Raw genomic sequence first — 16,073 nt, 5'->3', positions numbered from 1 at the left:
GCGTTTTGAAAATTATCTATTTTGATAACATATTCTGAGTTCATGTTCGACTTTCGGAGCAATCTCCGCGTTAGAATGTATTCTGAAAGTTGTTTTTCTTGGTCGATGGTTGCTCATAAGAAGAAGTGCCATGATCGGCATGGGAGGTCCTTTCTCATGGCATTGTGGCGCTATCTCTAAGGTCCTGTTTTTACGGGAATTTGCATGCGGCATGTTGCCGCATAAGATGTTTTCATGGGATTAAACACAGTTCCTGATTTTGGCGGATGCATGCCATGTTTCTTAGTCGCGTAATCCGCAGCATAGATGACATCTGAGAAATACACAGAATTAAACATTTTTAATTTTAAGATGATTTAAGAATCATCGAAAAAACTAGAAGTTGATATGACATTCGCACAAAGGTAGGAAAAAAGTAGAAGAAATTTCTTTCCAACGGGGTATTCGATGTCCGAGCTGACTGGCACTTCGGGAAGCGACACGCTGACGGGCGGTAACGGCGATGACACGCTGGACGGTTACGGCGGCTACGACGTCCTGACCGGCGGTGCGGGCAACGATACCTTCCGCTTCTCCAGCCTGAGTGACATCGGCTATGACCGGATCACCGATCTCGCGCCGGGTGACCGCATTGACCTGTCGGCGTTCAACCTGACCTTCATCGGCGACGGGGCTTTCACAGGGTCCCCGCAGAACAGAGGGCCGGCGCAGGTCCGCACGCGCACCGACTTCACCGGCCCGATCTTGGAGATCGACAGCGACGGCGACGGTTTCCCCGATCGGTTCATCACCGTCAGCGGCTCTGTCGTCCTTCGGCAGGTCGACGGCGTGCCCGGCGTGCTGGAGGCCACGCCCGGCCAGTCGCTCACCGGCACGAGCGCGGCGGATATATTGGGAGGCGATGGCGGCCCGGACACCATCAGCGGCGGCGACGGCAACGACACGCTGCGCGGTTTCGCCGGCAACGACAGCCTGAGCGGTGGTGACGGCGACGACACGCTGGACGGCGGCACCGGAAATGACACGCTGACCGGCGGTCTGGGAAACGACACCTTCCTGATCTCCAAGCCCGCCACCATGGGCTACAACGAGGTGCGGATCACCGACCTCGCGCCGGGGGAACGCATCGATCTGTCGGCCTGGAACGCCACCTTCATCGGCGGAGGGGCCTTTACCGGGACGAACGCCGCCCATGGACCGGCTCAGGTGCGCGTGCGCACCGACATGGCCAACACCACGTTGGAGATCGACAGCAACGGTGACGGCTACAACGATCAATCCATCTACATCGCCGGTTCTCCCGAATTGCAGGCGGTGGCCGGTTCCCCCGGCCTGTTCGAGCGGGTCCGGGACCAGTCGATCACCGGCACCGCAGCGGGCGAGACGCTGGAGGGCGGCGCAGGACGTGACACCATCAGCGGCGGTGGCGGCAACGACCTGCTGCGCGGTCTGGGAGGCCATGACAGCCTCTCCGGCGGCGCCGGCGACGACACGCTTGAGGGCGGCACGGGCAACGATACGCTGACCGGCGGGGCCGGCAACGACATCTTCGTGATTTCCAAGCCGGCCACCGTGAGCTACGGCGAAGCTCGCATCACCGACTTCGCCCAGGGCGACCGTATCGACCTGTCGGCCTGGAACGCCACTTTCATCGGCGAAGAGGCGTTCACCGGGAAAGATTCGGCCCGTGGTTCGGCGCAGGTGCGTGTGCGCACCGACATGTCCGACACCACGCTGGAAATCGACAGCAACGGCGACGGCTGGAACGATTATTCCATCCGGATCGCCGGATCGCCCGGATTGCAGCCGGTGGACGGCTCGTCCGGCCTGCTCGAGCGCGCGCCGGACCAAGCGGTCACCGGCACGGCGGACGGCGAAACGCTGGAGGGCGGCCCCGGGCGCGACACCATCGACGGCGGTGCCGGCAACGATCTGCTGCGCGGCCTGGGCGGCAACGACAGTCTGATTGGCGGTTCGGGCGACGACACGCTGGCCGGCGGCTCCGGCAACGACACGCTGGCCGGCGGGGCGGGCAACGATACCTTCCTGATCTCCAAGCCAAGCACGACGGGTTACAGCGAAAAGCGCATTATCGATTTCGCGCAGGGCGACCGCATCGACCTGTCGGCCTGGAACGCCGCCTTCATCGGTGAGGGACCCTTCACCGGCTCCTACAAGTGGGATGGGACGACCGCTTCCTACGGGCCGCCGCAGATGCGCGTTCGCGTGGATTCCACTTCCACCGTGCTGGAGATCGACAGCGACGGCGACGGCATGGCCAATAACTACCTTTACCTGACCGGCGCGCATATGCTGCAGGAGGAGACGGCGGGTTCGGGCGTGTTGGTGCGCATCCCCGACCAGACGCTGACCGGCACGGCGGAAGCCGAGACGCTGGAGGGTGGCGGCGGTCGTGACATCATCAGCGGCGGCGGCGGCAACGACCTGCTGCGCGGTCTGGAAGGCAACGACAACCTGTCCGGCGGTTCGGGCAACGACACGCTGGACGGCGGGGCCGGCGGCGACACGCTGACCGGCGGCCTCGGCAGCGACACTTTCCTCTTCGCCAGCGCGGCCGAGATCAACGGAGACACGATCACCGACTTCGCCCAGGGCGACCGTATCGACCTGTCGGTCTTGAACGCCGCCTTCATTGGCGAGAGGTCCTTCAATGGAGTCTCCATCGTCGGTGGAGGGGCGGCGGAGATCCGTCTCAACCAGAACTATTACGGTTCCACCGCGCTGGAGATTGATAGCAACGGCGACGGCATGGCCGATCGCTACATCTATCTGACCGGCGCGCCTTCCCTGCAGGAAGAGACGGCGGGTTCGGGCGTGCTGGTGCGCATCCCCGACCAGACGCTGACCGGCACGGCGGAAGCCGAGACGCTGGAGGGCGGTGTCGGGCGCGATACCATCGACGGCGGAGCCGGCAACGACCTGCTGCGCGGTCTGGGAGGCAACGACAGCCTGATCGGCGGTTCGGGCGACGACACGCTGGATGGCGGAGCCGGCGGCGACACGCTGACCGGCGGCCTCGGCAGCGACACTTTCCTCTTCGCCAGCGCGGCCGAGATCAACGGAGACACGATCACCGATTTCGGCCAAGGGGACCGCATCGACCTGTCGGCCTTGAACGCCGCCTTCATCGGCGAGGGACCCTTCACCGGCTCCTACAAGTGGGATGGGACGACCGCTTCCTACGGGCCGCCGCAGATGCGTGTTCGCGCGGATTCCGCTTCCACCGTGCTGGAGATCGACAGCAACGGCGACGGTATGGCCGATCGCTACCTTTACCTGACCGGCGGGCAAGCGCTGCAGGAGGAGACAGCGGGTTCGGGCGTGCTGGTGCGCATCCCCGACCAGATGCTCGCCGGCACGGCGGAAGCCGAGACGCTGGAGGGTGGTGCAGGTCGCGACACCATCAGCGGCGGCGGCGGCAACGACCTGCTGCGCGGTCTGGGAGGCAACGACAACCTGTCCGGTGGCGAGGGCGACGACACGCTCGAAGGCGGGGCCGGCGGCGACACGCTGACCGGCGGGGTCGGCAACGACACCTTCCGATTCGCCAGACTGAGCGACGTCAACGGCGACGTTATCGAAGACTTCGCCCTGGGCGACCGTCTCGACCTGTCTGCCCTGGGTGCCACCTTCATCGGTGATGGGGCTTTCACGGGCACCCCGATGAACGCCGGGCCGATGCAGATCCGCGTCCGCATGTACGGTGGGCAGACGTCTTTGGAAATCGACAGCGACGGCAACGGCTACGCCGACCGCTACATCTATCTGAACGGCGCGCCTGCGCTGCAGCAGGTGGCCGGTTCGCCCGGCGTCTTCGAGCGCATTCCCGACCAGACGCTGACCGGAACGGCTGAGGCCGAGACGCTGGAGGGCGCCGCCGGGCGCGATACCATCAACGGCGGCGGCGGCAACGACCTGCTGCAGGGACTGTCCGGCAACGACAGTCTGGCGGGTGGCGAGGGCGACGACACGCTCGAAGGCGGCGCCGGAGCCGACACGCTGACCGGCGGGCTCGGCAACGACGTTTACCGGTTCGCTCTCACCGACATCGACGGTGACGTCATCACCGACTTCGGCCTCGGCGACCGGTTGGAGATCAGCGGGTTGAACGCCACCTTCATCGGCGAATCCCCCTTCACCGGCAACTATTCCAGCAACGGTCCGGCGCAGATCCGCGTCCGTGCCGACGCCACCGCGACGGTCCTGGAGATCGACAGCAACGGCGACGGCTATTCCGACCGTACCATCACTCTGAGCGGTGGGCCGGCACTGCAGCCGGTGGCCGGTTCCCCCGGCGTCTTCGAGCGCATTCCCGACCAGACGCTGACCGGCACGGAGGAGGCCGACACGCTGACCGGAGGCATCGGGCGCGACACCATCAACGGCGGCAACGGCAACGACCTGTTGCGTGGCCTGGGCGGCAACGACAGCCTGTCCGGCGGCTTCGGCGACGACACGCTGGACGGCGGGCCCGGCGGCGACAGCCTGACGGGTGGGGCGGGCAACGATATCTTCCGCTTCTCCAACCCGACCGACGCCGGCGGGGACATCATCACCGACTTCGCGAACGGCGACCGCATCGACCTGATGGGGTTGGATGCTGTCTTCATCGGCGAAGGCAACTTCACCGGCACCAGCATGGGCAACGGACCTGCGCAGGTGCGGGTCCGCCAGGACTACGGCACCACTGTCCTGGAGATCGACAGCAACGGCGACGGCTATTCCGACCGCAGCATTTCCCTGACCGGTCAGCACGCGCTGCGGGATGTGGCCGGTTCGCCCGGCGTGCTGGAGCGTGTTCCCGACCAGACCCTGACCGGCACGGCGGATGCCGATATCCTGACCGGCGGTGCCGGCATGGACACCATCAGCGGTGGCGCCGGCAACGATCTGCTGCAGGGTCTGTCCGGCAACGACAGCCTGTCCGGCGGCGACGGCGACGACACGCTGGAGGGTGGCGAGGGCAACGACACGCTGACCGGCGGCAACGGCACAGACACCTTCCGCTTCGCCGCGGGGCCGGTGAGCAACGGCTTCACCACCTACAGCTATGATGTCATCACCGACTTCGCGGTGGGCGACCGCATCGATCTGACCGGTCTGAACGCCACCTACATCGGCAACGGCGCCTTCACCGGCAGTTACAGCAACAAGGGGCCGGCGCAGGTGCGCCTGCGCCAGGACAGCAGCAGCGCCACGCTGGAGATCGACGCCAACGGCGACGGCAGCGTCGACCGCAACATCCAGTTGCCCAATGGGGCGGCGCTCGAGGAACTGGCGAACGCGCCTGGCATCCTGGTTCGCGTGCCCGACCGGACGCTGACCGGCACGGTTGGCGACGACGTCCTGGACGGTGCGGCGGGCCGCGATACGCTGTCCGGCGGGGGCGGCAACGACACGCTGCGTGGCTTCGCCGGCAACGACAGCCTGTCCGGCGGCGCCGGCGACGACCTTCTGGAAGACGGCATCGGCTTCGACACGCTGTCCGGCGGCGCCGGCAACGACACCTTCCGCATCGCCGCGGCACCGGCCGGAACCGCTTTCAGCTATTCCGTCTATTCCGGCACCTACATCAGCGATTTCGCGCAGGGCGACCGCATCGATCTGTCGGCACTGAACGCTGTCTTCGTGGGTGAGAACGGCTTCCCGGGGAACGGCACCGCGGCGGTCCGCCTCCGCACGGATCTCAGCAACGGCACGCTGCTGGAGATCGACAGCAACGGCGACGGCCTGTCCGACCGCACCGTCACCCTGACCGGCATCCATGCCCTGGAGGAACTGGCGAACGCGCCCGGCATCCTGGTTCGCGTGCCCGACCAGACGAAGACCGGCACGGCGGGCGATGACGAACTGAACGGCGGCGCCGGGCTCGACACCATCAACGGCGGGGCGGGCAACGACCTGCTGCGCGGCATGGGCGGCGCCGACAGCCTGAACGGCGGCGACGGCGACGACACGCTGGACGGTGGTACCGGGCGTGACATGCTGACCGGCGGGGCAGGCAACGACGACTTCCGGTTCGATGGGATCGGCGACGTCGGCAGCGACGTCATCACCGACTTCGGTCCGGGCGACCGCATAGACCTGTCCGAGATGGACGTCCAGTTCATCGGCGAACGGGCCTTCACCGGCAGCTATCCCAACTATGGCCCGGCGCAGGTGCGCTACCGCACGGACGTCGGCAGCACGGCGCTGGAGTTCGACAGCAACGGCGACGGCGTCGCCGACCACTGGATCATTCTGACCGGTGCCCACGCGCTGGAGGAGCTTGCGAACACGCCGGGCGTGCTGGTGCGGGTTGCCGACCGCTCCCTCGTCGGGACCGAAGGGGCGGACACGCTGACCGGCGGTCCGGGCTTCGACAGCCTGTGGGGCGGCGGCGGCAACGACCTGCTGAACGGCCTGGGCAGTGGCGATGTGCTGGACGGCGGGGCCGGCGACGATACGCTGGTCGGCGGCGACGGTGCCGATCTGCTGATCGGCGGCGAGGGCAACGACACCTTCCGCTTCACCGAGGCCAGTCAGCTTGCCGGCGACCGCATCGCCGACTTCTCCCCCGGCGACCGCATCGACCTGTCCGCCCTGAACGTCACCTACATCGGCGAACAGCCCTTCACCGGCACCTTCCAGCAGAAGGGAGCGCCGCAGGTCCGCCTGACCATGTCGGGCGACGACACGCAGCTCGACTTCGACCTGACCGGTGACGGTACCGTCGACGGCCGGATCATCCTGTCGGGCTCGCACGCCCTGATCGTCGATCCGGGCACGCCGGGCGTGCTGGTCCGGGCGCCGGAAACGGTCCGGACCGGGACCGGCGGCAACGACACGTTGGAAGGTGGAGCGGGCAGCGACACGCTGTCCGGCGGTGCCGGCGACGACACGCTGTCCGGCCTGGGCGGTGCCGACAGCCTGGACGGGGGCACCGGAAACGACCTGCTTCTCGGCGGGGCGGGGGTGGACCTGCTGCGCGGCGGAGCGGGCGACGACACGCTGGACGGCGGGTCCGGGTCCGACCAACTCTTCGGCGGCGAGGGCAACGACACCTTCCGCTTCACCAGCGCCAACGACATTTACGGCGACCGCATCGCCGATTTCGCGGATGGCGACCGCATCGATCTGTCGGCGCTGAATCCGGTTTACATCGGCTCGGCGGATTTCACCCTCTATCCCAACGGCGGCGGTCCGGTCCAGGTGCGCTCGGTCATTTCCGGCGGCGTGACCCGGATCGAGGTGTCCAGCAGTGGCTTCGGTTGGCTCAACACCTTCCTCACGATCGCCGGCGAGCATGATCTCAAGGTCGATCCGCAGGCGCCGGGCGTGCTTGTCCGTATTCCGACCCAGGCGGTGACCGGCACCGACGGCAACGACAGCCTGACGGGCGGTCCCAGCCGCGACACGCTGTCGGGTGGTGCTGGCAACGATACGCTGGAGGGCCTGCGCAGCAACGACCTGCTTCAGGGCGGCACCGGCGACGACGCGCTGATCGGCGGCGATGGGGCCGACACGCTGGAAGGCGGCACCGGCGACGACGTGCTGACCGGTGGCGATGGGGCCGACATACTGGAAGGCGGCACCGGCAACGACCGCTTCGTCTTCGGTTCGGCGTCGGAGATGAATTACGACCGCATCCTCGATTTCGGCCCCGGCGACCGCCTCGACCTGTCGGCGCTGAACGCGCATTTCCTCGGGGAGGGGGCGTTCACCGGCAGCGTGTCCAATCCGGGCCGCGCCGAACTGCGCGTCTACTACAGCGCGGACACCACGACCGTTGTTCTCGACTCCAACGGCGACGGCGTGGCCGACGTCGGCATGTGGCTCAACGGTGTGGTCCCTCTGGTCGAGATGGCGGGGGCGCCGGGCGTCCTCATCACCGAATACGGCAAGTCCCTGATGGGGACGCCCGGCAACGACAGCCTGACCGGCGCCTCCGGTCCGGACACGCTGATCGGCGATGACGGCAACGACACGCTGAGCGGCGATTACGGCAACGACCTGATCATCGGCGGGGCCGGCAACGACACGCTGATCGGCGGCGACGGCATAGACACGCTGGAGGGCGGCGACGGCAACGACACGCTGAACGGTGGCCCGGGCGGCGACCTGATGACCGGCGGAGCCGGGCGGGACAGCTTCCGCTTCAACCGGGCCGGCCACATCGACGGCGACCGCATCACCGATTTCGGACCCAACGACCGCATCGACCTGCGCGACGTGAACGTCACCTTCATCGGCACCGCCGCCTTCACCGGCAGCGTCGCTCAGCCCGGCCCGGCCCAGGTCAACGCCGTGATCGTCGGCAGCGGCCCGCTGGCCGAGACCCGGCTCGTCTTCGACATGAACGGCGATGGCATCGGCGAGCGGATGATCATACTGTCCGGCACGCACACGCTGATCGCGACGCCCAATGACCCCGCCATCCTGGTCCGCGTGGACGATCTCGTCCTCACCGGGACCGACGCGGGCGAGACGATGGAGGGCGGCGCCGGGCGCGACAGCCTGTCCGGCGGCGGCGGCAACGACAGCCTTACTGGCGGTGTCGGCAACGACACGCTGTCCGGCGATGCCGGTGACGATACGCTGGTCGGCGGTGCGGGCACCGACCGCCTGACCGGCGGGGCCGGCAACGACACCTTCGTCTTCGCCGCGGACGACATCGCGGGCGACCGCATCACCGACTTCGCGGACGGGGACCGCATCGACCTGTCGGCGTTGAACGCCGCCTTCATCGGCACCTCCGCCTTCAGCGGCACGGGGAGCGCGCAGATCCGTGTGTCGGCGGTGGGCGAGCCGGGCTTCCGGAACACGCTGCTCGAGATCGACCTGAACGGCGACGGGCAGACCGACCGCAGCATCGAGATCACCGGGGAACATGTCCTCGAGGTCGATCCGCAGGCGTCTGGCATCCTGTTCCGTGCCACCGGCCAGCGCATCGGGGGCACCGACGGTCCTGACAGCCTGACCGGCGGGGCCGGTGACGACACGCTGACTGCTTGGGAAGGCAACGACAGCCTGACCGGTGGAGCGGGTCGCGACCGGCTTGACGGCGGCGACGGCGATGACACGCTGCTCGGCGGTGACGGGGCCGATACGCTGGCCGGCGGTGCCGGCAACGACACCTTCCGCGTGCTGACCGTGGGCGACGCGGCGGGTGACCGCATCACCGACTTCGCGGACGGCGACCGTCTCGACCTGTCGGCGCTGGGCGCCGTCTTCATCGGCGGCGGTGCCTTCACCGGTTCCACCGTCAACCTCGGCCCGGCCCAGATCCGCTTCGCGGCTGCCGGGGAAGGCCAGCAGCGCACCCGCGTGGAGATCGACGGCAACGGCGACGGCATCGCGGACTCCGTGATCGATCTGGCCGGCGTGCACGTGCTGCGGGAAGACGGGGCGGGCATCCTGGTCCGCGTGTCCAACAAGATCCTGAGCGGCACCGACGGGGCGGAGACGCTGACCGGCGGCGAGGGCGCGGACCGCTTGGCCGGTTGGGGCGGTGACGACCGGCTGGAAGGGCTTGGCGGTGACGACCTGTTGTATGGCGGCGACGGCAACGACACGCTGATCGGCGGCGACGGCAACGATGGCCTGTCGGGCGAGTCCGGCAACGACAGCCTGATCGGCGGAGCCGGCGCGGACACGCTGCAGGGCGGCGACGGCGACGACACGCTGGTGGGATCGGAAGGCCGTGACGAGCTGACTGGCAGCGCCGGCAACGACACCTTCGTCTTCGCCCGCGCCACCGACATCGACGGCGACCTGATCACCGACTTCGCCACAGGCGACCGCATCGATATTTCCGGCCTGTCGGCCAGCTTCCTCGGCACCACGCCGCTCTCCCAGCGTTTCAGCAGCGGCGTGGCGGTGAACTACGTCAACTCCGGCACGGGCGCCTTCGCGACCACCGATCTCCAGTTCGACATCGACGGCGACGGGGTGGCGGACCGCGTCATCCATCTGGCCGGCACCCACGCGCTGGCAGCCGATCCGTCGAACAGCGGCGTTCTGGTCCGCGTGACCGCCATCTCCGCCACCGGCGGTGACGGCGCGGACACGCTGACCGGCGGCGCGGCGTCCGACACGTTGACCGGCGGGGCCGGCGACGATCGTCTCGATGGCCTCGGCGGTGCCGACTTCCTCTATGGCGGTGCCGGTGACGACACGCTGGCCGGCGGGGCCGGCGAGGACGTGCTGAGCGGCGGTGAGGGCAACGACACCTTCCGCTACGCCAGCGTGGCGGAGGCGAACGGCGACCGCATCACGGACTTCGCGGCGGGCGACCGCATCGACCTGTCCGGTATTCCCTTCACCTTCGTCGGCAGCGGTCCCTTCACCGGCACCGTGGCCCAGCCGGGCGGCGCTCAGGTCGGTTTCCGCTTCGTCACCTCCGGTGGCGCCACCACCCAGCTGCTGTTCGACACGAACGGCGACGGCGTCGTGGACGCCACCCTGACGCTGGCCGGTTTCCACGAACTGCAGGAGGTCGAGGGCAGCGGCGGCGTTCTCGTTCGGGCCAACGGCCTCGACCTGACCGGCACCGCCGACGCCGACACGCTGACCGGTGGCGACACGCCGGACCGGCTGATGGGCCAGGCCGGTGATGACCGGCTGTCCGGCAACGGCGGCAACGACAGCCTGTCCGGCGGTCTGGGCAACGACAGCCTGTCCGGCGGTCTGGGCAACGACCTGCTGTCCGGCGACGCCGGCGACGACACGCTGAATGGCGGGGCCGGCGACGACACGCTGAACGGTGGCGACGGCAACGACCTGTTCCAAGCCAGCGGCGGCACCGACGACATCAACGGCGGCGCCGGACTCGACGCGGTGGTCTTCACCGACGCGAAGGCAAACTACGACATCGTCAACAACGGCGGGACGATCACCGTCACCCACGCCCGCGGCACCAAGACGGACGGTGTCGCCCGCATCACCGCGGTGGAGGAGCTGCGCTTCACCGACCAGACGGTCGACCTGACGCCGGCCTCCGCCATCGGGGCGCGGCTGATCAGCGGCCTGGGCGGCACCGCCGGCTTCGGCGAGAACGAGCTGGACCGCAGCAACGACGGGTCAAGCGCCTTCATCGACATCCGGTCGGTCTTCGCCGACGGCATCAACGTCTTCGGCAAGGTCTACACCGGCTTCTACATCAACACGAACGGCAGCATCTCCTTCGACGCGCCGCTGTCCGCCGGTCCGTCGGCCGGCGCGCTGTCGGCGACGGCCCCGGCGATGATCGCGCCCTTCCTGGCTGACGTGGACACGCGGGGCGGCACCGGCGCGGCGACTCCGGGGGGCAACTCGCAGGGCACCAACCGCGTCTATTACGACCTCGACCCGGTCACCGGGACCATCGTCATCACCTGGGACGACGTGGCGGCCAACGGCGGCACGGACGGGGGGCGCAACGCCTTCCAGCTCGTCCTGACCAACGCCGCCGGCGCCACCGGGCGCAAGGACGGGGACTTCGACGCGGAGTTCCGCTACGAGTCCGTCAACTGGGCGCAGACCGCTGGAAACACGGTCGCGCGGGCCGGTTACACGGCCGGCAATGGCGACACGGCGGGCCTGTTCATCCTGCCGCAGTCGGGCAGCGAGGCGGGGATGCTCGCCCTCGACACCACGGCGGGCAACACGGGCGTGAACGGCCTGTGGCGCTTCGAGATGACCGGCGGCACGGCGTCGAACGTCCTGCCGGCGGTCGTCGCCATCGAACCGGGCCAGCTGTCCAAGGCGGAAGGCAACAGCGGAACCACCCGCTTCACCTTCACGGTCACCCGCTCCGGCGACACGACCGGCGCGGTGTCGGTCGGCTACACGGTGGCCGGCACGGGCAGCAACCCGGTCGGCGCCGGGGATTTGGCGGGCGGCTTCCTGCCCTATGACGGCACGGTCACCTTCGCGGCGGGCGAGACCAGCAAGACCATCTCGGTGGACGTGCTGGGCGACACCGTGGCGGAGGCGAACGAGACCTTCGCGGTGACTTTGACCACCCCGGCGGACGGGTCGAACATCAAGCTGGGCAACCGTCAGGCAACCGGCACCGTCCTGAACGACGACAACCAGGCGCCGCCGCTGCCGCCGGGCTTCCGTCCGGGCGCCAACTGGGGCGACCCGCATCTGGTGACCTTCGACGGCTTCTATTACAGCTTCCAGGCGGTCGGCGAGTTCACCTACGTCAATGCCAAGTCGGGCGACGAGCGGATCGTTCAGCTCCGCACCGCGGCGCTGGGCGACGCGGTGTCGATCAACACGGCGGTGGCGACGAAGATCGGGTCGGTCCGGGTGTCCATCAACGCGAAGGACTCCGCCCATCCGCTGCGCATCGACGGGGTGGCGACCGACATCCCGGACTCCACCGGCTCGCTCGCCGTCGGTGACGGGCACATCTTCCGCTCCGGCAACGTCTACACCATCGTCTATTCGAACCAGGAGCAGCTCATCGTCACGGTCGAGGCCGACCGCGTCGACCTTCAGCTCTATCTGTCGCCGAGCCGTGCGGCGGGGTCGATCGAGGGCCTGATGGGCAATCTCGACGGTGACGCCTCCAACGATCTGGCGCTGGCCGACGGCACGGTGCTGTCGCAGCCCATCGACTATGCGGTCCTGTACGGCAGCTACGCTGACGGTTGGCGGGTGTCGCAGCAGACCTCGCTGTTTGATTATGGCCAGGGCGAGACGACGGCGACCTACACCGACCGCAGCTTCCCGCGGCAGGTGCTGTCGGTCGACTCGCTGCCGGCGGCGCTGCGCGAGCGGGCGGAGGCTCTGCTGGACGCCGCCGGCATCACCGATCCGGCGCTGCGACAGGCGGCCCTGCTCGACGTGGCGCTGACCGGCGACGCCAGCTTCCTGAAGGGCGCCACGCAGACCAACGCTCCGACGCAGCAGTCCTCCACGTCGAACACGCCCGCCGCCGCCCCGGTGATCACCATCGCGGCCCGCACCGCCACGGTGACGGAGCGCAACAGCGGCAGCACGAACGTCGTCTTCGACGTCTACCGGACGGGCGACTCCAGCGCCGATCTGGTGCTCGACTTCGCGGTGACGGGCTTCGGCACGTGGGCGACGGACGCCTTGGACTTCGGCGGGCAGCTTCCCAGCGGGACGGTGACGCTGGCCGCCGGCCAGACCTCCGCGACGATCACCGTCGCGGTGGCCGGCGACGCGGTGGCGGAGGCCGACGAGACCTTCGCCGTCACCCTGTCTCAACAGTCCGGTGCCCCTACCCAGGCGGTGATCGCGGCGCCGCGGGCGACGGTGACGATCGAGAACGACGACGGCGCGCTGACTCCCCGTCTGGACATCGCGGCGGCGTCGGCCATCGTGCAGGAAGGGACGAACGCCAAGGCGACCTTCACCATCACCCGCAGCGACAACGCGCTCGACCCGGTCAGCGTCACCTACACGGTGGCCGGCAGCGGGCCGAGCCCGGCGTCCGCAGCGGATTTCCTGGGCAACGCCTTCCCGACGGGTGTCATCAGCCTCGCGGCCGGTGAGACGACGAAGACGGTGGAAATCGCCATCGCGACGGACGCCCTGAACGAAGCGGACGAGACCTTTACGGTCACGCTCTCCAACCCGAACGGCGCCACCCTCGGCACCGCGGTGGCGACGGGCGTCATCAAGAACGGCGCTCCGCCGCCGCCATCGCTGTCCATCGCGACGGAAACCGGCAGCGCCGCAGAGGGCAATGACGGCACGACGGCCTTGACCTTCGTGGTCACCCGCACGGGCGACACGTCCGGCTCCACCACCGCGTCCTACGCGGTGGCGGGCAGCGGTGCCTCCGCGGTCAACGCCGCTGACTTTGCCGGGAACGCCCTGCCGCAGGGTACGGTCACCTTCGCGGCGGGCGAGCAGACCGCCCGGATCACCGTCAACGTCCAGGGCGATCGGGAGGTCGAGGCCGACGAGACCTTGACGGTCACGCTGTCGAACGCCAGCGGCGGCACGATCGGGACGGCCACGGCGACCGGCACCATCCGCAACGACGATGTGGGGGTCATCAGCCTCAACAGCGGTACCAAGCCCGTGGGCGATGAGACGGTGAACGGCGTCGTCGTTCAGACCCGAAGCGGCAGTGCCCCTGCGGGCATCGACGTTCCCTTCGTCCAGACGGGCCTTGCCCAGCCTGTGCCGGCCGGCAGCCGGGATGGCGTGACCATTTCGCTGATGCAGGGCTGGCTGAGCGGCACGCTCCTCCAGGCGAACGTGTCGGCGGGCGGGAGCCTCACCGCCTACGGTCCGCAATCCACGGTACAGAGCGGCCAGATGGCCGGTGTCTTCGCCGGCATGCTCGCCGCCCTCCTGCCGGACAGCCAGACCACGGCGATCCGGAACGAGGTGGCGGCCTTCGCCGGCGGCGGCGGTGCGATGACGCTGCGCACTTTGACCCCGACGGGTTCGGGACCGGTCACCATCACCGGCAGTGCGGACTTTGAGGCCCCGCGCGAGGCGCTCATCATCAACATGGGCAGCAACGCCGGCGGTTCGGTCGTTCTCAATCGGGTGGACTTCGCGGTGCTGGTCGGCCAGGGCACATTCACCGGCGGGGAGGGCAGCAGCCTGACCATCGGCGACGACAGCGCCCAGACCATCAACCTCGGTCCGGGGGACGACACCACCCGCGGCGGCGGTGGCAACGACGTGGTGGTCAGCACCACCGGGCGCGACCTGCTGGCCGGCGACGCGGGCAACGACACCCTGCACGGCGGCGACGACGACGACACCGTGATGGGCGGCGGCGACGACGACGTGGTGGGCGGCGGCAACGGCAACGACCTGCTCAGCGGCGACGCCGGCAACGACTGGCTGATGGGCGAGGACGGCAACGACACCGCCATCGGCGGCGAGGGCAATGACGTGCTGTTCGGCATGAACGGCGACGACCTGCTGACCGGCGACGCGGGCAACGACACCATCGTGGGCGGGGACGGCAAGGACTCCATCCTCGGCGGTGCCGGGGCCGACCTGATCGGCGGCGGTGCCGGCGACGACCTGATCGACGGCGGCGAGGGCAACGACGCCCTGGTCGGCGAGGACGGCAACGACACGCTGTTCGGCGGTGCCGGTGACGACGTGCTCTGGGGCTTCGGCGGTGACGACTGGCTGATCGGCGGTGCGGGGAAGGACATCTTCGCCTTCACGCTCGGCGGCGGGAACGACTATGTGTTCGAGTTCAACCCGGACGAGGACATCCTCGGCTTCGCGATCGCCGGCATCAGCATCGCGGACATCAAGGCGAGCGCCCATACCGTCGGCAAGAACACCGTCTTCACCCTGTCCGACAAGAGCACCGTCACCGTGGTCGGCCTGACCGGCGTCACCGACTCCTGGTTCTCCTAAAAAGGCCGCGGGCCGGCGGGGAAACAGTTCTCCCCCGCCGGCCCGCACGCCGTTTCCACCATCGGATCAATCCGGTGAAACCGTCAGGACGCGGACAGGATGTCCGTGCCCTTCACCGTGGCGCCGCCCTTCAGGACGAACTGCGTCTCGCCGTCGACGCTGCGCACCTCCTTCACCGTGTCGGTCGTCACGGTGGCGGTGGTCAGCGACGTGCCGGCCTTGTCCTTCGCCGTCACGCGCACGAGGTAGGTGCCGTCCGCGGCGGTGGCGCCGTCGCTGCGCTTGCCGTCCCAGGTGAAGGTCTGCCGGCCCGTCTTCGGGCTGCCCGGGGCGCTGTAGATCACCTGCCCGGCGTCGTTCACCACCTCGATCTTCACCGATGCGGCAGCCCCATCGATGGCATAGGCCATTTCCGCCTTGCCCTCCGACAGGCTGATGCGGTCCGACGCGGCCTCCACCTTGCGGCCCAGATAGGCCATGTCCAGCCGCATGCCGCTGTTCTTCAGCGTGTCCAGAACCTGCCCCAGCGTCTCGTTCGTCCGCACGCCCTGCTCCACGGTGGAGAGCTGGGCGAGCTGCGTCATGAACTGTGTGGCGTCCATGGGTGACAGCGGGTCCTGATTGCGCAGCTGCGCGGTCAGCAGCTTCAGGAACGCCTCGTAATCCACCGTCTCTGTCTCTTATACACATCTCCGAGCCCACGAGACTATAAC

The 16,073-nt window shown here is 68.4% G+C and carries 2 protein-coding genes; one reads left to right on the top strand and one right to left on the bottom strand.

Annotation, left to right across the window (positions count from 1 at the left end):
• Positions 1 to 447: 447 nt before the first annotated feature.
• Positions 448 to 15,360 carry a Calx-beta domain-containing protein gene (locus Q4I23_RS09260; RefSeq protein ID WP_498526029.1) on the top strand — a complete coding sequence of 4,971 codons (14,913 nt, stop codon included), beginning with the start codon at positions 448 to 450 and terminating at the stop codon, positions 15,358 to 15,360.
• A gap of 83 nt (positions 15,361 to 15,443) precedes the next feature.
• Here the strand turns inward: Q4I23_RS09260 and Q4I23_RS09255 are convergent, their stop codons facing one another.
• Positions 15,444 to 16,028: a flagellar hook assembly protein FlgD gene (locus Q4I23_RS09255; RefSeq protein WP_498526028.1), complete on the bottom strand. Its 585-nt coding sequence runs from the start codon at positions 16,026 to 16,028 to the stop codon at positions 15,444 to 15,446.
• Positions 16,029 to 16,073 lie beyond the last annotated feature (45 nt).

This window comes from Azospirillum sp. UFLA03-27, assembly GCF_059803775.1.
Note: the sequence above shows the minus strand (reverse complement) of the source record. Positions and strands in the feature narration are given on the sequence as shown.

What these genes read in the sequence shown, in the direction of transcription:
- Q4I23_RS09260 (WP_498526029.1), top strand. Translation starts at nt 448, where the DNA reads ATGTCCGAGCTGACTGGCACTTCGGGAAGCGACACGCTGACGGGCGGT.